18 protein-coding genes and 1 riboswitch are annotated in these 21273 nt (G+C 71.2%); of the genes, 10 read left to right on the forward strand and 8 right to left on the reverse strand.

Going from position 1 to position 21273, the window contains the following annotated elements:
• Window positions 1-104: 104 nt before the first annotated feature.
• The 3 genes from ectB to thpD all read left to right on the forward strand — a co-directional run bounded on the left by ectB (window position 105) and on the right by thpD (window position 2860).
• A complete protein-coding gene (gene ectB / locus ACIP6N_RS04230; RefSeq protein ID WP_401812756.1) occupies window positions 105-1373 on the forward strand; it encodes a diaminobutyrate--2-oxoglutarate transaminase in 1269 nt (422 codons plus the stop codon).
• 186 nt (window positions 1374-1559) lie between these two features.
• Complete coding sequence (locus ACIP6N_RS04235) at window positions 1560-1958, forward strand: ectoine synthase (protein ID WP_401812757.1); 399 nt, start codon at window positions 1560-1562, stop codon at window positions 1956-1958.
• 5 nt (window positions 1959-1963) lie between these two features.
• Window positions 1964-2860, forward strand: coding sequence for an ectoine hydroxylase (gene thpD, locus ACIP6N_RS04240; RefSeq protein ID WP_401812758.1), 897 nt, complete (start codon window positions 1964-1966; stop codon window positions 2858-2860).
• 217 nt (window positions 2861-3077) lie between these two features.
• Here thpD and ACIP6N_RS04245 read toward each other — a convergent pair whose 3' ends face one another.
• Entirely contained in the window at window positions 3078-4118 is a 1041-nt protein-coding gene (locus tag ACIP6N_RS04245) for an aminotransferase class V-fold PLP-dependent enzyme (protein ID WP_401812760.1), read from the reverse strand.
• Between the two features lie 174 nt (window positions 4119-4292).
• On the opposite strand from ACIP6N_RS04245, the gene ACIP6N_RS04250 reads away from it, so the two are divergent.
• Window positions 4293-4598, forward strand: coding sequence for a hypothetical protein (locus ACIP6N_RS04250; protein ID WP_401812761.1), 306 nt, complete (start codon window positions 4293-4295; stop codon window positions 4596-4598).
• 50 nt (window positions 4599-4648) lie between these two features.
• Window positions 4649-4848: riboswitch (cobalamin riboswitch) on the forward strand.
• 160 nt (window positions 4849-5008) lie between these two features.
• Window positions 5009-7324, forward strand: coding sequence for a 5-methyltetrahydropteroyltriglutamate--homocysteine S-methyltransferase (metE, locus tag ACIP6N_RS04255; RefSeq protein WP_401812762.1), 2316 nt, complete (start codon window positions 5009-5011; stop codon window positions 7322-7324).
• 208 nt (window positions 7325-7532) lie between these two features.
• On the opposite strand, the gene ACIP6N_RS04260 is transcribed toward metE, so the two are convergent.
• Window positions 7533-8024, reverse strand: coding sequence for a GNAT family N-acetyltransferase (locus tag ACIP6N_RS04260; RefSeq protein ID WP_401812764.1), 492 nt, complete (start codon window positions 8022-8024; stop codon window positions 7533-7535).
• A gap of 122 nt (window positions 8025-8146) precedes the next feature.
• Window positions 8147-9679, reverse strand: coding sequence for an aldehyde dehydrogenase (NADP(+)) (locus ACIP6N_RS04265; protein ID WP_401812765.1), 1533 nt, complete (start codon window positions 9677-9679; stop codon window positions 8147-8149).
• A 146-nt stretch (window positions 9680-9825) separates the two neighbouring features.
• On the opposite strand from ACIP6N_RS04265, the gene ACIP6N_RS04270 reads away from it, so the two are divergent.
• A complete protein-coding gene (locus ACIP6N_RS04270) occupies window positions 9826-10596 on the forward strand; it encodes an IclR family transcriptional regulator (protein ID WP_401812766.1) in 771 nt (256 codons plus the stop codon).
• 102 nt (window positions 10597-10698) lie between these two features.
• Here the strand turns inward: ACIP6N_RS04270 and ACIP6N_RS04275 are convergent, their stop codons facing one another.
• A complete protein-coding gene (locus ACIP6N_RS04275; RefSeq protein ID WP_401812767.1) occupies window positions 10699-12129 on the reverse strand; it encodes an NCS2 family permease in 1431 nt (476 codons plus the stop codon).
• A gap of 110 nt (window positions 12130-12239) precedes the next feature.
• Between ACIP6N_RS04275 and ACIP6N_RS04280 the strand changes: the two genes are divergently transcribed.
• A complete protein-coding gene (locus tag ACIP6N_RS04280; protein ID WP_401812768.1) occupies window positions 12240-12977 on the forward strand; it encodes a class I SAM-dependent methyltransferase in 738 nt (245 codons plus the stop codon).
• Between the two features lie 192 nt (window positions 12978-13169).
• The gene (locus ACIP6N_RS04285) at window positions 13170-14426 is read left to right on the forward strand and encodes an MFS transporter (RefSeq protein WP_401812770.1); all 1257 of its coding nucleotides are present in this window, start codon (window positions 13170-13172) and stop codon (window positions 14424-14426) included.
• Here the strand turns inward: ACIP6N_RS04285 and ACIP6N_RS04290 are convergent.
• Both ACIP6N_RS04290 and ACIP6N_RS04295 read right to left on the reverse strand, forming a co-directional pair.
• Complete coding sequence (locus tag ACIP6N_RS04290) at window positions 14412-15584, reverse strand: hypothetical protein (RefSeq protein WP_401812772.1); 1173 nt, start codon at window positions 15582-15584, stop codon at window positions 14412-14414. The genes ACIP6N_RS04285 and ACIP6N_RS04290 overlap by 15 nt on opposite strands.
• Entirely contained in the window at window positions 15581-16603 is a 1023-nt protein-coding gene (locus tag ACIP6N_RS04295; RefSeq protein WP_401812773.1) for a 5-dehydro-4-deoxyglucarate dehydratase, read from the reverse strand. Before ACIP6N_RS04295 ends, ACIP6N_RS04290 begins: the two co-directional genes overlap by 4 nt.
• 253 nt (window positions 16604-16856) lie before the next feature.
• Here ACIP6N_RS04295 and ACIP6N_RS04300 point away from each other — a divergent pair, with 253 nt between their 5' ends.
• Both ACIP6N_RS04300 and ACIP6N_RS04305 read left to right on the forward strand, forming a co-directional pair.
• Complete coding sequence (locus ACIP6N_RS04300) at window positions 16857-17666, forward strand: NAD-dependent epimerase/dehydratase family protein (RefSeq protein ID WP_401812775.1); 810 nt, start codon at window positions 16857-16859, stop codon at window positions 17664-17666.
• 68 nt (window positions 17667-17734) lie between these two features.
• Window positions 17735-18925 (forward strand): TerD family protein, encoded by a 1191-nt coding sequence (locus ACIP6N_RS04305; RefSeq protein ID WP_401812777.1) that lies wholly within the window; start codon window positions 17735-17737, stop codon window positions 18923-18925.
• A 138-nt stretch (window positions 18926-19063) separates the two neighbouring features.
• Here the strand turns inward: ACIP6N_RS04305 and ACIP6N_RS04310 are convergent, their stop codons facing one another.
• Together ACIP6N_RS04310 and ACIP6N_RS04315 are read right to left on the reverse strand one after the other, a co-directional pair.
• Window positions 19064-19291, reverse strand: coding sequence for a hypothetical protein (locus ACIP6N_RS04310; RefSeq protein ID WP_401812778.1), 228 nt, complete (start codon window positions 19289-19291; stop codon window positions 19064-19066).
• Between the two features lie 423 nt (window positions 19292-19714).
• On the reverse strand, window positions 19715-21190 hold the full coding sequence (locus ACIP6N_RS04315) for an alkaline phosphatase PhoX (protein WP_401812780.1): 1476 nt from the start codon (window positions 21188-21190) through the stop codon (window positions 19715-19717).
• Window positions 21191-21273 lie beyond the last annotated feature (83 nt).

Here is a 21273-nt window from a genome sequence, read left to right on the forward strand (position 1 = left end):
TTCCCGGCTCCGGCGGGCCGCAAGGCCCCCGGCAGCCCCCCAGACGTTCCGGATCCACCGGATCCGATCTCCCACTTTCCCGCACCCACTGGCAGGAGACTCCTGTGACCATCACCCCGCCCGCCCTCAGTGTCTTCGAGACCCTTGAGTCCGAGGTGCGCAGCTACTGCCGGAGCTGGCCCGCCGTGTTCGACCGCGCGCAGGGCAGCCGTCTCACCGACGAGGACGGTCACTCGTACCTCGACTTCTTCGCCGGTGCAGGCTCCCTCAACTACGGCCACAACAACCCCGTGCTGAAGCGTGCGCTGATCGACTACATCGAGCGCGACGGCATCACCCACGGCCTCGACATGGCGACGACCGCGAAACGCGCCTTTCTGGAGTCCTTCCAGAATGTGATCCTGCGCCCGCGTGACCTGCCGTACAAGGTCATGTTCCCCGGCCCGACCGGCACCAACGCCGTCGAGTCCGCGCTCAAGCTGGCCCGCAAGGTGAAGGGCCGCGAGGCCATCGTCTCGTTCACCAACGCCTTCCACGGCATGTCGCTCGGCTCGCTCGCCGTCACCGGCAACGCGTTCAAGCGCGCCGGGGCCGGCATCCCGCTGGTGCACGGCACGCCGATGCCGTTCGACCACTACCTGGACGGTCAGACCCCGGACTTCCTCTGGTTCGAGCGGCTGCTCGAGGACCAGGGCTCGGGCCTGAACAAGCCCGCGGCGGTCATCGTCGAGACGATCCAGGGCGAGGGCGGCATCAACGTCGCGCGTGCCGAGTGGCTGCGCGAGCTGGCCGCTCTCTGCCACCGCCAGGACATGCTGCTGATCGTCGACGACATCCAGATGGGCTGCGGCCGCACCGGCGCCTTCTTCTCCTTCGAGGAGGCGGGCATCACACCGGACATCGTGACGCTTTCGAAGTCCATCAGCGGGTACGGACTTCCTATGTCGCTGTGCCTGTTCAAGCCGGAGCTGGACATCTGGGAGCCGGGCGAGCACAACGGCACGTTCCGTGGCAACAACCCGGCCTTCGTCACCGCGGCCGCCGCGCTCAACACCTACTGGGCCGACGGTCAGATGGAGAAGCAGACCATCGCCCGGGGCGAGCAGGTGGAGCAGGCGCTGAACGCGATCGTCGCCGAACACCCGGGCCAGGGGATTGAGTTCCGGGGCCGTGGGCTGGTCTGGGGCATGGAGTTCAGCGACAAGACCCGTGCCTCCGCCATCTGCGCCCGCGCCTTCGAGCTGGGCCTGCTCCTGGAGACCTCCGGCCCCTGGAGCGAGGTGGTGAAGCTGCTTCCGCCGCTCACCGTCACGCCCGACGAGCTGGACGAGGGTCTGCGCACGCTGGCCCGCGCGGTCCGCGAAACCGCCTGATCCGCTCGGTGACTCGCCGGCTCAGCCCCGGTTGAGCGGTGAGCCGGTGAGTCACCGAGTGAGTCACCGACATCGCGCCCCGGGCCGCAGGCCCTGTGCCCGCGGCCCGGGGCGCCCCCTGATCCATACCGGCACGCAGAAGAACCGACTCGCAGAAGAGACGCAGAAGAGAAAGGTACAAACGACGTGATTGTCCGATCGTTCAAGGACGTCGAGAACACCGACCGTCACATCAAGGCCGCGTCGGGCACCTGGGAGAGCAAGCGCATCGTGCTCGCCAAGGAGAAGGTCGGCTTCTCCCTCCACGAGACCATCATGTACGCGGGCACCGAGACATCGATGTGGTACGCCAACCACATCGAGGCCGTGCTCTGCGTCGAGGGCGAGGCCGAGCTCACCGACGACGAGACCGGTGAGGCCCACTGGATCACTCCCGGCACGATGTACCTGCTCAACGGACATGAGCGCCACACCGTCCGGCCCAAGACCGACTTCCGCGTCATCTGCGTGTTCAACCCACCTGTCACGGGCCGGGAGGAGCACGACGAGCACGGCGTGTACCCGCTACTGACCGAGGAGGTCTGACACTGATGACCATCGCACCTGAACGCACCGACCTGTACCCCACCCGTGGCCACAGCGAAGTGACCACCCCGCGCCAGGACCCGGTCCTGTGGTCCGGGGCCGGCGCGCCGGGCCCCATCGAGCGCGGCGGCCTCGAAAGCTTCGAGCGTGACGGCTTCCTCTCCGTCGATCAGCTGATCACCCCCGACGAGGTGTCGCGGTACGCCGCCGAGCTGGACCGCCTGATCAGCGACCCCGCCGTACGGGCCGACGAGCGCTCGATCATCGAGCCCAAGTCGCAGAGCGTACGGTCCGTCTTCGAGGTCCACCGCATCAGCGAGATCTTCGCCGAACTCGTGCGCGACGAGCGGGTCGTGGGCCGCGCCAGGCAGATCCTCGGCTCGGACGTCTACGTCCACCAGTCGCGGATCAACGTGAAGCCGGGCTTCGGCGCCTCCGGGTTCTACTGGCACTCGGACTTCGAGACCTGGCACGCCGAGGACGGCCTGCCGAACATGCGGGCCGTGTCCGTCTCGATCGCGCTGACCGAGAACTACGACACCAACGGCGGCCTGATGATCATGCCGGGGTCGCACAAGCACTTCCTGGGCTGCGCCGGTGAGACGCCGAAGGACAACTACAAGCAGTCGCTGAAGATGCAGGACGCGGGCACGCCGTCCGACGAGGCGCTGACCACCATGGCCGACGCGCACGGCATCAAGCTCTTCACGGGCAAGGCCGGTTCGGCCACGTGGTTCGACTGCAACTGCATGCACGGCTCCGGCGACAACATCACGCCGTACGCGCGCAGCAACGTCTTCATCGTCTTCAACAGCGTGGAGAACAGCGCGGAGCAGCCGTTCGCCGCGCCCGTGCCGCGCCCGGACTTCATCGGGGCCCGGGACTTCACACCGGTGCGCTGACGCACTGACGCACTGACGCACTGACGCACTGACGCACTGACCACCGTACGTACACCTGACGGGTGCGTACGCGGGCAAGCGGGGCCGGTCCTGACACCGGCCCCGCTTCCGTCGTCTGCCGCTTTCCTTTTGTCGCCGTCCGGTGAGCGCTTTCCGCTGGGCGCCGCCCGGAAGCCGGCCCGCGCTCCGGCTGAACCCGGCCTGAAAGCGGCGTGATTCAGCCGGCGAGCACGTCCAGTGCGCGGTCGACGTCGGCCGCGGAGTTGTAGAGGTGGAAGGCGGCCCGCAGATACCCCGCCCGTGCGGAGACGGACACCCGCGCGCGGCTCAGATCGTCCGCGCGGTCCCCCATCCCCCGCACGGCGACGATCGCGGTCCCGCTCGGCACCGGCTCATGACCGAGCCCGGCAAGACCGGCCCGGAAGCGGGCGGCGAGCGCGGTGTCATGGGCATGGATCGCGTCGATGCCGATCTCTTCGAGGAGCGCCAGGGACTGTTCGGCGCCGCAGTACGAGAGGAACGACGGCGCCGCGTCGAACCGCCGTGCCGACCGGGCCAGTTGCTCCACAGGGCCGTACGTGCTGTTCATCGGCTCCTGTGCGGCGGCCCACGCCGCGTACAGCGGCACCACCGATTCCTGCGCCTCTTCCGTCACGGTGAGGAACGACGTACCGCGCGGACACATCAGGTACTTGAACGCGCCGGTGACGGTGTAGTCGTACGCCCCCGCGTCCAGCGGCAGCCACCCCGCCGCCTGGCTGGCGTCCGCCAGCGTACGGGCGCCGTGCGCCGCCGCGGCGGCCCTTACCGCGTCCAGGTCGGCGATCCGGCCGTCCGCGGACTGGACCACGGAGAACGCCACCAGCGAGGTACTCGGACGGACCGACTCGGCGAGGCGGTCCAGCGGTACGTACCGCACCTTGAGATCCCCGCGGACCGAGAAGGGACCGGCCACGGAGCTGAAGTCGCCCTCGGGTATGACGACTTCGGATCCGGCCTCCAACGAGGCCGCGATCAGCCCGACATGCGTCGAAACCGACGAGCCCACGGCGACCCGCTCGGCGGAAACGCCCACGAGCCGGGCGAAGGCGGCACGCGCCGCGTCCACGGACTCGGAACTGATTCCGTGGCCTCCCGCCGCGTTCTCCTCGGCCAGCGCCCGTACGGCGTCCACGGCGCGACGGGGCAGCAACCCGCAGCTGGAGGTATTGAGATAGGTCGTCGCGGGCGTGAACTCGGCGCTTCTCAGAGGGTCCATGACCCAACCGTGCGGCCTGCGGGCCACCCGGTCAACCACGTGTCCCGCGTACGGGGGCCGGTTCGGCCGCCTCACACGGTCGGGTGAATGCGGGCCACGCCCCAGAGTGGTGCGGCGGTGCGGTGCCGTGCCGGTCATAGCGTGCGGCGAGTCCCACGTACCTGGAGGCCGTACATGCGCGTAACCCGTCGGCTCGTCGCCGGACTGGCGACCGTCTGCGTTCTGATGGCCGCACCCCTCGCCCAGAGCAGCAGCGCCAGTCCCCGTACTGATGCGGATACGGTCATCATGTCCAACGAGGAGTACGAGCAGCTGTACGGCCCGGACTCCCCGGACGCCACCACGCCGTGCACCCGCCTGCCCCTGCCCGGCCTGACGTACGGCCACCTGGCCGGTGAGGGACGGGACACGGGCCGCTTCTCGCTTCTCACCGCGCTTGTCGGGCGGGTCCGGTGTCCCCTGCCACGTTCCGGAGCGTGAACAGTGGCGCGCACAGAGCGTCGCAGCCTTCAGCCTGGCGCGTGCAGCTGGTTCGTTCCTGTCCGCCAGGCAGGCGCGTCGTAAGAGGGAACCCGGTGGGAATCCGGGACTGCCCCGCAGCGGTGAGTGGGAACGACCGCCGTCATACGCACTGGGTCCACCGCGGACCCGGGAAGCGACGGCCAGTAGGTGTCTGCCCCGGCAGGTGTGCCCGCGAGTCCGAAGACCTGCCCGTTGCCCGCACGTGACCGATCACGTGCGGATATCCCGGTGACCTCGTGGGCGGGTCGGCGTACACACCAGACGGAAGGCACGCCGGCACGCGCGTGAGATCCGTCCGGTTCGTCATCCCTTCGCGTCCGTGTCCCGTCCCCGGGATCCTCAGGAGTCATCTCGCGAAGGAGATTTCCGTGACAGCGAAGCCCGCAGCCGCGGCAGCACAGGCCACCGTGTACGGCTACCCCCGCCAGGGTCCGCACCGGGAACTGAAGAAGGCCGTCGAGGGGTACTGGAAGGGCCGGGTCACCGCCGAAGCGCTCCAGGAGACCGCGGCAGAACTGCGCCGGGCCAACTGGCGTGAACTGGCGGACGCCGGTGTCCACGAGGTACCTACCGGCGACTTCTCGTACTACGACCACGTCCTGGACACCAGCGTCATGGTCGGCGCCGTTCCCCGGCGGCACCGTGCGGCCGTCGAGGCGGACGCCCTGGAAGGGTACTTCGCGATGGCCCGCGGCACCCAGGACGTCGCGCCGCTGGAGATGACCAAGTGGTTCGACACCAACTACCACTATCTGGTCCCCGAACTCGGCCCGGACACCGTCTTCACCGCCGGCTCCGCCAAGCAGGTCGGCGAGCTGACGCAGGCCCTCGCACTCGGGCACGCCGCCCGGCCGGTGCTCGTCGGCCCCGTCACGTACCTCCTGCTCGCCAAGCCCGCCCCCGGGGTGGCGGAGGGCTTCGAACCGCTCACCCTGCTGGACCGGCTCCTGCCCGTCTACGCCGAGGTGCTCGCCGATCTGCGTGCCGCCGGCGCGGAGTGGGTGCAGCTCGACGAGCCCGCCCTGGTCCAGGACCGCGCGCCCGCCGAGCTGGAAGCGGCCGCGCGCGCCTATCGCGACCTCGGCGGGCCGGCCGACCGTCCGAAACTGCTCGTCGCCTCCTACTTCGACCGGCTCGGTGAGGCTCTGCCCGTCCTGGCGAAGGCCCCGGTCGACGGCCTCGCGCTCGACTTCAGCGACGGCTCCGGCAACCTCGAAGACCTCGCCGCCATCGGCGGACTTCCCGGCAAACGGCTGGTCGCGGGGGTCGTGGGCGGCCGCAACATCTGGATCAACGACTACGAGAAATCGCTGGCCACCCTCGACACCCTGCTCGGCCTCGCCGACCGGGTCGATGTCGCCGCCTCCTGCTCGCTGCTGCACGTCCCGTTCGACACGGCTCTGGAACGGGACATCGACCCGCGGATCCTGCGCTGGCTCGCCTTCGCCCGGCAGAAGACGGCCGAGATCGTCACCCTCGCCAAGGGTCTCGCCCAGGGCACCGACGCCATCGCCGCCGAGATCGCCGCCAACCGCGCCGACCTCACCTCCCGCGAGAACTCCCCGATCACCCGCGACCCCGCCGTACGCGCCAGGACCGCGGCCGTCACCGACGCCGACGGCCGCCGCTCCCAGCCGTACGCCGAGCGCACCGCCGCCCAGCGCGCCCACCTCGGGCTGCCGCTGCTGCCGACGACCACCATCGGATCGTTCCCGCAGACCGATGAGCTGCGCACCGCCCGGTCCGACCTGCGCGCGGGCCGGATCGACACGGCCGGCTACGAAGAGCGGATCAGGGCCGAGATCGGCGAGGTCGTCTCCTTCCAGGAGACGACGGGCATCGACGTGCTGGTGCACGGCGAGCCCGAACGCAACGACATGGTCCAGTACTTCGCCGAGCAGCTGACCGGCTACCTCGCCACACAGCACGGCTGGGTGCAGTCGTACGGCACCCGTTACGTCCGCCCGCCGGTCCTGGCCGGCGACATCTCGCGGCCCGCGCCGATGACGGTGCGCTGGATCTCGTACGCGCAGTCGCTCACCGACCGCCCGGTCAAGGGCATGCTCACCGGGCCCGTCACGATGCTGGCCTGGTCCTTCGTCCGCGACGACCAGCCGCTCGGCGACACCGCCAGGCAGGTGGCCCTCGCCCTGCGCGACGAGGTGAACGACCTTGAGGCCGCGGGGACTTCGGTCATCCAGGTCGACGAACCGGCCCTGCGCGAGACCCTGCCCCTGCGCGCGGCCGACCGCGCCGCGTACCTGGACTGGGCCACCGAGTCCTTCCGCCTCACCACCGCCGGTGTCCGCCCGGCCACCCAGATCCACACGCACATGTGCTACGCCGAGTTCGGCGACATCGTCCAGGCCATCGACGACCTCGACGCCGACGTCATCAGCCTGGAAGCGGCCCGCTCCCACATGCAGGTCGCCCGCGAACTCGCCGCACACGGCTACCCCCGCGAGGCCGGTCCCGGCGTGTACGACATCCACTCGCCGCGCGTGCCGGACACCGAAGAGGCCGCCGCCCTGCTGCGCGAGGGGCTGAAGGCCATTCCCGCCGAGCGGCTGTGGGTCAACCCCGACTGCGGCCTGAAGACCCGCGGCTGGCCCGAGACCAGGGCGTCGCTGCAGAACCTGGTCGCGGCGGCCCGAACGGTCCGCGCCGAGCTGCCCGCTTCCTGATCCGGGGCTTCTCAGGGGGCCGGGGCGCGTCCTCGGCGCCCCGGCACCTGGGAGCCATAGAGCGGGAGGACCTCACCTTATGAGTACCAAGTCCGTGCACGGTGCCCGTGTTCAGGACGCCGGAAGGTCGCGCTGCTGGACGCTCACCGCCCCTCGTGGCACACGTGGCGAATCCACGATCACCCGGCGCCGGCAGCAGCCGGTTCCGTCAGACCGTCAACCGGAGGGAGAGGTGGGCCGAGCCTGGGGCGCGTACCGCGTCCTCGTCCGGGCGCCAGCCGTGCCTGGCGTAGAACCTCTGGGCGCGGAGGTTGTGTTCGTACACCCCCAGGCGCGCCTCACTCACCCCCGACTGCCGCCAGGCAGCCACCACGGCGGTGTGCAGCGCGCTGCCGATGCCCCGGTTCCAGTGGGCCGGGTCGACGTGGAACTGGCTGAGGAGCATGTCCCCCTCGATCACCCGGAACGCGGCGATGCCCGCGATCACGACTCCGTCCCCAGCCCCCGCCTCCGCGCAGAGCACGCCACCCTCGCCCCGCGCCACGGCGCGGTGCCAGCCCGCCCGCGAACGCGCGAGCTCGTCGGGGCCCGCGTACTCCTCTTCCGCGATGTGGCCCGCGTAGTACGTGGCGCGGGCGGCGGTGTGGAGGGCGACGATGGTGTCGAGGTCTTCGAGGGCGGCAGGCCGGATCATGGTCATGGCCGCACAGACGCACGTGAGTCAGGCCGTGGTTGCGATCGCGCTGAAAGACACGCGGTACGGGGTGCGGCCCCGGCCCCCGCAGGGGTCAGGGCCGCAGACAGGCGGTGGTGCGGGAACCGTCAGTGCTCCGGGTGGTCGTTCAGCCGGCGCGGGAGGCTCAGCGGGTTCTCGTCGCGCAGCTCCGGGGGCAGCAGGGCCGCCGGGGTGGACTGGTACGTGACCGGGCGCAGCCAGCGCTCGATCGCCGTGGCGCCCACCGAGCTGGAGGTGGACGTCGTCGCCGGGTACGGGCCGCCGTGCTGTTGTGCGGGGGCGACGGCGACGCCGGTCGGCCAGCCGTTGACCAGGACGCGTCCTGCGAGCGGGGTCAGCTCGGCCAGCAGTTCGGCCGCGCCCGGCTCGGTGCCCTCGGCTTCCGCGTCGGCGAGCTGGAGCGTGGCGGTGAGGTTGCCGGGGAGCCGGGAGAGGACCGCGGTGATCTCCTGCGACGAGGTGTAGCGCGCGACGACCGTGACCGGGCCGAAGCACTCTTCGAGGAGGAGGTCGTGCTCGCCCTCGGAGGTGAGCAGTTCCGCCGGGAGGGTCAGGAATCCCGCGCTGACGGTGTGCTCGCCGCCCGCGCCCGGGGTGAGGGGCGCGTCCACACCGGGCAGCGCGGACCGTTCGCCGACGCCCGCGATGAACGCGTCGCGCATCCGGTGGTCGAGCATGACACCGGGCTCGGTCTCGCTGACGGCGGTCGTCAGGGAGGCGAGCAGCCGGTCGCCCGCCTCGCCTGCCGGGGCGAGGACGAAGCCGGGCTTGGTGCAGAACTGCCCGTCCCCCATCGACATCGAGCCCGCGAGCCCCGCGCCGATCTGCTCGGCACGCTCGGCGGCGGCGGCCTCGGTGATCACGACGGGGTTGAGGGAGCCCAGCTCGCCGTGGAAGGGGATCGGCGCGGGCCTGGCGGCCGCCGCGTCGAAGAGGGCGCGACCGCCCCGGACGGAACCGGTGAAGCCCGCGGCCGAGACCAGCGGGTGCTTGACCAGCTCGACACCGGCCTCGAAGCCGTGCACCAGGATCACGACGTCCTCGGGCAGACCGGCCTGCGCGGCAGCCCTGCGCAGCACGGAGGCGCACAGCTCGGAGGTGCCCGGGTGGTCGGGGTGGGCCTTGACGACGACGGGGCAGCCGGCCGCGAGCGCGCTCGCGGTGTCGCCACCCGGTACGGAGAAGGCGAGCGGGAAATTGCTCGCCGCGTACACGGCGACGACGCCCAGCGGCACCTTCCAGCGGCGCAGGTCGGGCCAGGGCGGGGTGCGCCCGGCGTCGGCGTGGTCGATGCGGATGTCGAGGAAGGCGCCCTCGTCCACCACGTCGGCGAAGGCCCTCAACTGAGCGGTGGTACGGGCAAGTTCGCCGGTGAGCCGGACGGGTCCGAGGCACGTCTCGGCGTCCGCCGCCTCGATGACGTGCTCGCTCGCCGCGTCGAGCAGATCGGCCGCCGTGCGCAGCAGGGCGGCGCGCGCGGTACGGTCGGCGAGCGCGCCTCTGGCGGCGTGCGCCCGGCGCACGGCCAGATCGACCTCCTCGGCGGTCGCCTCGTCCGCCACCTGCTCACGCGGCTTCCCCGTTCGGGGGTCGACACTCCAGACTGGTGCTGCTGCCACCGCGGCTTCCTCCCGGCCTTGCGTACCTCTGCCATCCATCAGGGGTTGTTCGGTATTCTGAACAGGATTCCTGATAGTGAATCTGTAGGAACTCTATTTCCGGGCGTTCTGTGTGGTCAAGAGCGGTCAAGAAGGGGCGAGCGACGATGTCGGCTGCGGAAACCGGTGGCGCACAAGTCAAGTCCGCAGTACGGACAGTGGAGTTGCTCGAATACTTCGCCGGGCGTCCCGGTATGCACTCGCTCGCGACTGTCCAAGAAGCGGTCGGATACCCGAAATCCAGCCTGTACATGCTGCTGCGCACGCTCGTCGAGCTGGGCTGGGTGGAGACCGACGCGACGGGCACGCGATACGGCATCGGCGTGCGGGCGCTGCTGGTCGGCACGTCGTACATCGACGGTGACGAGGTCGTGGCCGCCGCCCGCCCGACCCTGGACCGGCTCTCCGACGACACCACGGAGACCATCCACCTCGCGCGTCTCGACGGCACCAACGTCGTCTATCTCGCCACCCGCCAGTCCCAGCACTACCTGCGCCCCTTCACCCGGGTCGGCCGCCGGCTGCCCGCGCACTCCACGTCGCTCGGCAAGGCGCTGCTCGCCACGCACAGCGACGAGCAGGTGCGCGCGATGCTGCCGGAGACCCTGCCCGCGCTGACCGAACACACCATCACGGACCGCGAGAAGCTGATCGAGGAGCTGCGCACCGTCCGCGAGCAGGGCTACGCGGTGGACAGCGAGGAGAACACCCTCGGGCTGCGCTGCTTCGGCATAGCGATCCCGTACCGGACGCCGGCGCGCGACGCGATCAGCTGTTCGGTCCCGGTGGCCAGGCTCACTCCTGCGCACGAGCAGATGATCAAGGACACGCTGTTCGACGCGCGTGACCGGCTGACCCTGGCCACGCGAAGGCTCTGACGGTCTTCCAGGACCCGGCCGCCGCCGGGCCACGGCCTGCGGTGCGGACCGGACCGGGCCGGGCCCGCGCGCCGAACTGACCTCGCACCAACTCATGCTGGCTCAACGGACGTTGAGCAGCTGCTCGACCGGGTCGATCGCGAGGTACACCACGAACAGCGCTCCGGTGATCCACAGCAGCCAGTGCACCTCGCGCGCCTTGCCGAGCACCGCCTTGATGACGACGTACGAGACGAACCCGGCGCCGATGCCGTTGGTGATGGAGTAGGTGAACGGCATCACCGCGATCGTCAGGAACGCCGGGATCGCGATCTCGTAGGCTTCCCAGTCGATGTGCCGTACCTGCGACATCAGCAGGAAGCCCACCACGACCAGCGCGGGCGCCGCCGCCTGCGCGGGGACGACGAGTGCGAGGGGCGTCAGGAACAGGGAGAGGCCGAAGAGCGCGCCGGTGATCAGGGAGGCGAAGCCGGTACGCGCGCCCTCACCGACGCCCGCGGCGGACTCGATGTACGCGGTGTTGGACGACGCGGAGGCGGCGCCGCCCGCGACGGCCGCCGCGCCGTCGATCAGCAGGACCCGGCCGAGGTTCGGGACCTTGCCGTCCTCGTCCAGCAGCCCGGCCTCGTTGGTGACACCGACGACGGTGCCCATGGTGTCGAAGAAGTCGCTCAGGATGAGGGTGAAGACCAGCAGGACAAGGCTGACCACGCCGATCTGCTGGAAGGCGCCGAAGATGCTGAACGCGCCGACCAGCCCGAAGTCAGGCGCGGCCACGATGTCGTGAGGGACGGACGGCACGGTCAGGCCCCAGGCCGCGGGCTTGATGTCGGCGATCTCGTTGATGACGACGGCGAGGACGGTCATCGTGACGATCCCGATGAGCAGCGCGCCGCGCACCTTGCGCGCCACCAGCCCGATGGTGAGCAGCACGCCGAGGCAGAAGACGAGGACGGGCCAGCCGGAGAGCTGTCCCGTCGCGCCGAGTTGCACCGGGGTGGAGCCGGTGGCGCCCGGGATACGGGTGGTGAAACCGGCGTCGACGAACCCGATGAAGGCGATGAAGAGGCCGATCCCGACGCTGATGGCCTGCTTGAGCGGGCCGGGAATGGCGTTCATGACCGCCTCGCGCAGCCCGGTGACGACCAGCAGGCAGATCAGCAGCCCCTCGATGACGATGAGCCCCATGGCATCGGGCCAGCTCATCAGCGGCGCGAGCTGGAAGGCGACGACTGCGTTGATGCCGAGCCCGGCGGCGATGGCGAGTGGCAGATTGCCGCCGAGTCCCATGATCGCGGTCATCACGGCCGCCACCAGCGCGGTGGCGGTGACCAGTTGGGGCCCGGAGAGATGAGCGCCGAACTTGTCCTCCGCGCTGCCGAGGATGATCGGGTTGAGCACGAGGATGTAGGCCATCGTGAAGAACGTGGCGAAGCCACCGCGTATCTCCCGTCCGTAGGAGGATCCGCGCTCGCTGATCTTGAAATACCGGTCCAGGGAGCTGTGTGGGGGTGACACGGGTTGGGATGACATGGGTCAGGATTGTTCCCCTGACAGAGCCTGTTCAGGTTTTCGCCGTGTTACGTGATCGGGCACCGGAAATGAGTGGCTGTTCGCCTTCCGCTCCGCATACCTTCGGCCGCATGGGCGACGAATGCTTCCGCCATCCGCGACTTGCCGCGATCTACGACCAACTCGACCCCGATCGCGTCGATCTCGACGCTTACATCCGCATGACGGAGGAGTTCGGGGCGCGCCGGGTGCTGGACATCGGCTGCGGGACCGGTGTGTTCGCGCTTCTGCTGGCCGATCGCGGGATCGAGGTCGTCGGCGTCGATCCCGCGAAGGCGTCCATCGACGTGGCCCGGTCCAAGCCGGGCGCCGACCGGGTGCGCTGGATCCACACCGACGCGACAGCACTCCCGCCACTGCGAGTCGACCTCGCGACGATGACGGCAAACGCGGCCCAGGCGATCGTCGACCCATCGATGTGGCGCGACACCTTGCGTGGAGCCTGTGAAGCGCTGCGACCCGGCGGCCAGTTGGTGTTCGAGACCCGGGACCCGGCCAGGCGCGCCTGGGCGGAATGGACCCGCGAGGCCACGCACCGCGTCACGGAGATTCCGGGTGTCGGCGCGGTCGGGAGCCGGGTCCAGTTGACCGACGTGAGCGGGCCGCTGGTGACGTTCCGGTGGACGTACGTATTCGCCGCTGACGGCCAGGTACTGACCTCGGACTCGACGCTGCGCTTCCGTGAACGGGACGAGGTGGAGGCGGAGTTGACGGCGCAGGGCTTCGTGGTGGATTCCGTACGCGACGCTCCGGACCGCCCGGGCCGGGAATTCGTCTTCGTCGCCAGGCGCCCGGCGACCGGGCAGTGACAACTGCCTCTGATCCGGCACGCGCCGGGGCACACGGCTCAGCAGGGGCGCGCCGCACTCAGCGCCCGCCGGAGATCCGTGCCGGTCGCACACGGCAACAGCGCGTATAAGGAGGCCCGTACGGCGATTGCCCGATGTCACGGGTCCCGCCTCGGTTTCACGCTGGTGGGTGTGAAATGGAGCGGTGGGAATGTGCTGCGGGATCGTGATGCCGCGTTGTATCTGTCCGGCACGGTGGTGTCCGGGTTCGGGACGTCGGCCATGTGGCTGGCGTCCGGGGTGTGGGTCAAGTCGCTGACCGGGTCGGACAGTCTGGCCGCGCTGACCGTCTTCGCGATGTGGGCGCCGACCCTCGCGGGGCCGCTGCTGGGTGGTGTCGCGGACCGGGTGCGGCGGCGGCCGCTGCTGGTCGGGGGCAACCTCGCCATGGCGGCGCCGCTGCTCACGCTGCTCGCCGTCGACTCGGCCGGCCGCGTCTGGATCCTCTTCGGTGTCCTGCTCGTGTACGGGACCGGCGGTGTCGTCCAGGACGCGGCGAAGGCGGCGCTCGTCGCCACGGCGGTCGACGGCCCGCTGCTCGCCGACTTCAACGGGCTGCGGATGACCGCCTCCGAAGGCGTGAAGCTCGTCGCGCCGCTGGTGGGCGCGGGCCTCTGGGCCAGGTACGGCGGCGGGCCCGTTGCGCTGCTCGACGCGGTGACGTTCGTCCTGGCCGCCGGGTTGTTCGCGCTGATGCGCGTGCGGGAGAAGGCGCCGGACGCCGGGCCCGCACGCGCCTGGATCTCCGGGACGGGTGAGGGGATCAGGCGACTGCGGGAGTCCCGTACGGTACGGCCGCTCGTGCTGGCCGCGTCGGTGACGATGCTGCTCGCCGGGCTCAACGGCGCTGCCGTCTATGCCGTGGTGGACCAGGGGCTCGGCCATTCCCCCGCGTATGTGGGCGTGTTGTACGCGGTGCAGGGCGCCGGGTCCGTGCTGATCGGACTGTTGGCGGGTCCGGCGCTGCGCCGTCTGCCCGAGCGGGTGTTCGCCGCCTGCGGTATCGCACTGTTCGCGGTCTCGGTGGGGCTGCGGGCGCTGCCGTACGACGTGGTGGTGCTGGCGAGCGCCCTCGGGGTGGGTGTCGGACTGCCGTGCGTGCTGATCGCCGCGCTGACGGCCGTCCAGCGCACGTTCCCGGCCGCGGTGCTCGGCAGGACGGCCGCCACCGCCAACACCCTGATCGACGTGCCGAACGCGCTGGCGCTGGCGCTCGGCGCGGGCCTGGTCGCGCTTGTCCGTCCGGCCGTGCTGCTGCCGGTGGTCGGGGCGCTCGGAGTGCTGACGGCGCTCGCGCTGGCCCGCGTGCGAGTCCCGGCCCACGCGGATGTCCAAGCCCACGTCGGAGACCCGCCCCACGCGGAAGATCCGCCCCGCGCGGGACTCGCGGCAGGCTCAACCGAGCTGTGAGAGCGCCGCCTTGACCGCTACCAGATCCGCGTCCGAGGCAAGTCCCGCGTGGTACAGGCGCAGTTCTGACGCTCCGAGCGACGCGGCGCGCGCCGCGTCCTCGGCGAGGGTGTCCGGGCTGCCGCCCATGCCGCTGACGACGGTGAAGTTGGCGGCCAGCACGGTGGATTCGGTGCGGTGCTCCGCGAACGGGCCCAGCATCGCTCCGGCCGCGCCCCCGGTGCAGGGCAGGACGACGCCGTCCGCGACGTCCAGGATGTGCCGGGGGTCCACCCCGGCGTTCGCGCCCGTGCGGTGCGGCGCCGGGTCGGCGTGCAGCAGCACCTGGAAGCCGGGCGGGGCAGCCACGCGCACGGCGGCGACGACGGACTCCTGGAGCCCGCGCGCGACGCGTTCGCGCCACTCGAAGGTGACGGCGGCCAGGTCGCCCAGCAGCTTCTCGACCGCCGTGCGTCCGGTGTCGGCGGAACCGGTCGCCCAGACGGGTTCCAGCGCGCTCCTGACGGCGGCGGCGAGGCCGTCCGGGTCCACCCCGAGCCCGCCGTACCCCTCGCGGCACACCGGGCAGAAGCAGAGCGACATCAGATACCCCGCCGCGTCACCGAGACCGACGCCGCCGGTCTTGTCGTGCGCGTGCAGGTGCGCGAGTCCGTACCAGCCGCAGGACTCCAGCTCCGTGCCGCGCGCGCCCGGCCGTACGGCGGCCTCGGCGGCGAGACGCACCAGATACGCGTGGACGGCCGGCTGGGCGATGCAGGGCGCCCAGGGGTAGCGGTCGCCGTAGGCGTTCACCACGGATGTGCCCGGATGCTCGGCGCCGAGGCGGGAGTTGTGCGCGAGGACCACCCAGCTGTGCACGTCGAGCCCGGCGTCGGCGAGGGCCGCCGCGGCCTGTCCGTAGGCGTCGCCCGGGGCCCAGTCCCCCGCCGGGTACGGGTGCAGCTCCCGCCCCGCCCAGTGCGCGTAGCCGGGCGGGTAGAGGACGGCGGCGTGCTCGGCGGTGACGACGCGGTGGCGCGGGTGGCGCGGGGTGAGGGCGCGGGTGGAGTGGTAGGCGGAGGCGAGGGTGACCTGCTGGACGCCGAGGCCGGCGATCCTGGCGGGGGCGCCGGGATCGCCCACGACGTCCCAGGGGTAGAGGAAGGCGGAGGTCTTCACGCGCTCTCCCCCGCAACGCCGTTGAGGTCGCGCGCACGGCCCGCGCCGTCCGCTCCTCCGCGGTCCCCGCCGTTGTCCCCGTCGCCTTCGAGCAGGGCGCGGCCCCGCTCGATGAGCGCCGTGAGCGCCTTGACGTGTGCGTCGAGCGGTTCGCTCAGCGGCGGCCGCACCTCGCCGACGTCCAGGCCGCCGAGCCGCACACCCGCCTTGACCAGCGAGACCGCGTAACCGCGGCCCTGGTTGCGCAGGTGGACGAGGGGCACGTAGAAGCTGTCGAGCAGCCGGCTGACCGTCGCGTCGTCGCCCGCGGTGAGCGCGCGGTAGAACGCGAGGGCGATGTCGGGGGCGAAGGCGAAGACGGCCGAGGAGTACAGCGTGACGCCGAGGCCCCGGTAGGCGAGCGCCGTGAGTTCGGCGGTGGGCAGCCCGTTGAAGTAGAGGAAGTCGCGGCCGGGCTCCTCCGTACGGACGGCGCTGAGAACGCGCTGCATCAGGTCGAGGTCGCCGACGCCGTCCTTGAGGCCGATGATGCCGTCCACGCGGGAGAGCTCGACGACGGTTTCCGGCGTGAAGACCGCGTTGTCCCGCTGGTAGACGATGGTCTCCAGGGACGTGGCGGCGGCGAGCGCCGTGTAGTGGCGCAGCAGCCCTTGCTGGTCGGCGACGACGAGGTACGGCGGCATGGCGAGGAGTCCGTCGGCGCCCGCGTCCTCGGCGAGCTTCGCGTACTGGATCGCGAGCGCCGTGCCGTAGCCCGCGCCCGCCACGACGGGCACCCGTCCCGCCGTCTCGGCCACGGCGGCGGCGACGCAGTCCCGGAACTCCTGCGGAGTGAGGGCGTGGAACTCTCCCGTGCCGCAGCAGGCGAAGACCGCGGCCGCTCCCGCGTCGACGCCCGCTCTGACGTGCGCCCGGAAGGCGTCGAGGTCGAGGCCGCCGTCCGGCCCGTACGCGGTGACGGGGAAGAACAGCGGCCCCTCCACGCGGGTCAGGCGTGCGGCGAGCGGGGCTGAGGTCACGGGCGCTCCCTGGGTCATGCCCGAGCCCTGCCGACTCGTGCACAATTCTGATCGACGTCCATATCTCTGAACGCGACCACGCTAAGGCAGCCGCGCGGCGCCGGTCAAGACGCGAAACCGCGACCCAAGGGCGGATTCGCCCCCTCAGCACGGCACTTGACGCTGCTCCGCACCGCTGCTTAGCGTGTCCATACATGTGAATACCGTCCATGGAGCTGAGCCAGCGATCCGAGCCGCCGAGGAGATCCCGCCCATGCCCGCACCCCGCACCGTCCTGCTCACCGGCGCCGCCGGCGGTCTCGGCACCCTGATGCGCGGTCTGCTGCCCGCGTACGGCTACGAACTGCGCCTCTTCGACGTCTCTCCCGTCCCGGACGAGCCGGACGCCGTCACGGCCGATCTGGCGGACACGGAAGCGCTCCGCGAGGCGGTCCGGGGCGTCGACGCGATCATCCACCTCGCGGGCATCTCGCTGGAAGCCTCCTTCGACAAAATCCTGCGGTCGAACATCCAGGGCACCTACAACCTGTACGAGGCGGCGCGCGCGGAAGGCGTCGGCCGGGTCGTCTTCGCGTCCAGCAACCACGCGGTCGGCTTCACCCCGCGCCCGCAGGACGGCGATCCGCTCATCCCGGTCGACACCCCGCGCCGCCCCGACACGTACTACGGGCTCTCCAAGTCCTTCGGCGAGGATCTCGCCCAGCTCTACTGGGACCTGCACGGCCTGGAGACGGTCTCCGTGAGGATCGGCTCCTGTTTCGCGGAGCCCACCTCCGTACGGATGCTCTCCGTCTGGATGAGCCCCGCCGACGGCGCGCGCCTCTTCCACGCCGCGCTCACCGCCGAGGACGTCGGTCACAGCGTCGTCTACGGCTCGTCCGCCAACACCCGTCTGTGGTGGGACCTGTCGACCGCGCGGGACCTGGGATACGCGCCTCAGGACGACTCGGAGCCGTACGCGGAGAAGCTCATCGCCGAGCAGGGCGAGCTGGACCCGGCCAACCCCGACCACGCCCATCTCGGCGGCCACTTCACCACCCGTCCGCCGCAGTGGCCCCACTGAGCGCGCCCCTTCGGGGAATTCCCGGAAGGTAAGGGAACGGCAAAGAGAGGTCGTTCGTTACGTCTGGCATGACAGCTATGACCCCTGGCTCGAACATCCCTCTTCCCACCGCTCACGTGGCGGTGGACGTCGCCGCGCCCGTGCGGCTCGACGTGTCGGGCCTGCTGCTCACCGCCGACGGCAAGGTGCGCTCGGACGACGACTTCATCTTCTACAACCAGCCGTCGGGCCCCGGCGTGACCTACCGGTCCGGCGGGGGTACGGCGCCCGACGCGATCATCGTGGACACCTCGGCCGTCCCGGCCGGGATCGAGAAGATCGTGGTGACGGCCAGCCCGGACGCGGCGGGACAGACCTTCCAGGGCATCGAGCCCACCGCCACGATCCGCGACGCCGGTGACGGCAGCGCGCTCGCGACGTTCACACCGCCGCGGCTCGGCACGGAGACCGCGCTGGTGATCGTGGAGATCTATCTGCGCAACGGCGCCTGGAAGGCCCGTGCGGTCGGCCAGGGGTACGCGGACGGCCTGTCGGGCATCGCGACCGACTTCGGTGTCTCGGTCGAGGAGCCGGCCACCCGGCCCGCAGCGCCCGCAGCCGCTCCTGCCGCACCCGCGGCCGTCGCGGCCCCGCCCGCTCCGTCCGCTCCCCCGGCCCCTGTCGCGGCCGCGCCGGGCAGCGGGAAGATCAATCTCGACAAGGGCCGCGTCAGCCTCCAGAAGAACCAGACGGTGTCACTGGTCAAGGGCGGCCGTCCGCTGCTCTCCCAGGTCAAGATGGGCCTCGGCTGGGAGCCCGCCTACAGCGGCAAGGACATCGATCTGGACGCCTCGGTCATCGCCTACGGTCCGGACCGCCAGCACTTGGACAGCTGCTATTTCGGCAAGCTGTCGATCCTCGGCGGTGCCGTGAAGCACTCAGGGGACAACCTCACGGGCGAGGGCGCGGGAGACGACGAAGTGATCGTCGTGGACCTCGGCCGGGTGCCCGCGGAGGCTACGGCCCTGGTGTTCACGGTGAATTCCTTCACCGGGCAGAAGTTCACGGAGGTCGCCAAGGCGTACTGCCGGCTGATCGACGCGGCGACCGACGAGGAGCTGGTGCGTTTCGACCTCACCTCGGCCGAGGCGCAGACCGGGGTGATGATGGCCAAGTTGATCAAGCAGTTCTCCGGCGAGTGGGAGATGACCGCCATGGGCGAGTTCGTGAAGTCCCGCACGGTCCGCGGCATGGTCAAGCCGGGCGCGAAGGCCCTCTGAGCACTTTCCCGTGCTCGGGTGCCACTCCGAGGGGTTTGCCCACGCTCGGGCCCCTCGGAAGGGGCTTCTCGTGCTCGGGGCAGACCCCTGGGGCCGCCGCGGCAGGACAACCCCGCGGCGGCCCGGAGGCCATGGCCCTCAGAGCTTGGTGAGCTTGGTGAAGGGGCTCAGGATCCTCCCCTGACGCCCCGAGAAATCGATGAGCACAGCATTCTCGCCCTCGACTGCGGTAACGCGTCCCAACCCGAACTGGTCATGGGACACACGGTCTCCCACGTCGAATTGCTCGGGCGGGGGCGAGGCCGGGCCTTGGCGGTTGAAGGGACTGGACGGCAGGTGGCGCCGGGATCCGGCTGACTTTGTCATTACTTGGAGTATGCGCCCAAGGGACCCCGCCGCGCCATGCCCGACCACCGACCGGCCCCCGGATCACCCGTTCCAGGGCCGGTCGGCAGCCCGCGCGGCCTTCGGCAGCGGGACCGTCCGGAACGCCGCGCCGGTGAGGCTGCCGGGGGCGTGCCGCTTGCCGCCGCCGGACGCCGCGTGACCGATCCGGTATCCGGCCCGGCTCCGGATGCGGAGGAAATATGCCTGGGGAGCTGCCCGGTCGGCTCGCAGTGCGGACCGTACGCGTCCTGCCCGCCGGTCACGATCAGTACCCGATCGTGACCACCGGATCGGCTGCGGCGGCCCGCGGCGCCACCGCCGTGCCGAAGATCACGGCCGCGTGCTCGGGGCAGCCCGTGCACCGGACGCCCGCCGCGCCCTCGCAGCCCGACGCCGATCGCGCTACAGGAGCAGCTGCGGGCGGCGCCAAGAGGTTTTCGGGCGCTGCGGAGAGCGGCGCCACGGGCCCGTTATCGCGAGCATGAGGCCCGGGGAACCGAGGCTCGCATAGAGGGTGCGGCCGTCGGGCGAGAAGACGGCGCCGGTGAACGCGTCGCCGTTCAGGTCGTTGCGCGCGACGGGGTACGTACGGCCGTGCTCCGTGGCGCCGAAGAGGTGCCGGCGGCCCGCCCGGTCAGCCGCGACCACCAGACCGCCGGACGGCGAGACGGTGATGTGGCCGGGACCGTCGAACGCGCCGCCCTGGCCCGGGTCTCCGGGCACGCTGATCAGGACCTTGAGCGTCAGCGTGCGCCGCCTGGGACTGTAGAACCACACCTGGCCGTCGTACGGCCGCCCGTCCGGGGTCGTGTCGGGCGCGTACGCGTCACGCGCGTACGCGGAGACGAAGTACGCGCCGCCGTCCGCCCACCACATCCCTTCCAGCTTTCTGGCGCGCGTGACATCCCCCTCGGGGAACTGCCGCCGTACGTCGACGGTCCGCGCGTCCCTGTCGGGCACGTCCACCCAGTCCACGCCGTAGACGGTGCCGGGCCTGACGGCCCGCGAGAGGTCGTCCACGAAGCGGCCGCCCGCGTCGAAGCAGCGCGGCGCCTGGAGGAGACCCGCGTCGTCGGCGAGTCCGCGCAGCCTGCCCCGGCCGTGAGTGAAGCCGTGCGGCGGGACCCAGCGGTAGAACAGGCCGTTGGGGCCGGAGGCGTTCTCGGTCAGGTAGACGTATCCCGTGCGCGGGTCGAAGACGACGGCCTCGTGCGCGTAGCGGCCGAACGCCTTCACCGGCCGGGGGGTTTGGTCGGCGTGGCGCTCGTGGGGGTCGACCTCGAAGACGTAGCCGTGGTCCTTCGTCATGCCACCCTGGCCCGCCAGGACGGCGTTCCCCTCGCAGCTGAGCGAGGTGCCCCACGGGGTGGACCCGCCCGCGCGGTTGGCGCAGGTGCCCGCGAGGGCGGTCCGTTCGGTCATGCCGCCGCCCGGCCGGGCCTCCACGACCGTGCAGCCGCCGGCCGCGGCCGGGTCGTGGACCAGTCCTCCGGTGAGCGGCACCGGCCGGTCCGCGTCGGACCTCGGGCCGCTCAGCGCGTGGTTGTTGACAAGCAGGGTGGCCCCGCGCGGGCCCTCGAAGGCGGCGGTGCCGCTGTGCCGGGACGGGGTGTGCTCACCGGACTCCAGCGTGGTGACGCCGCTGTGCGTGATGATCCGGTACGAGAATCCGGCCGGCAGCGCGAGGACGCCCGCGGGGTCGGGGAGCAGTGGCCCGTAACCCGGCGCCTCGCCCGCGTCGCCCGAGGCTGCCTCGGAGGCCTCCTGGGCAGCGAGCGCGCCGGGCGCGGTGGCCAGGGCGCCGACCGTCCCGGTGAGGAGGAAACCCGCCGCGGTGAGAGCGGCTGTTCCGTCGAGATCCCGGCGGGTCAGCGGCATCGCGTTCTCCTGGCAGTCTTCTCATTACCGTCTGGTGGATACGCCACGACCGTCCCGCTCGCGTATAAACGGCGGTTGAACAC

Origin of the sequence: Streptomyces sp. NPDC088725 (assembly GCF_044751305.1) — a bacterium.
GTDB lineage: Bacteria > Actinomycetota > Actinomycetes > Streptomycetales > Streptomycetaceae > Streptomyces.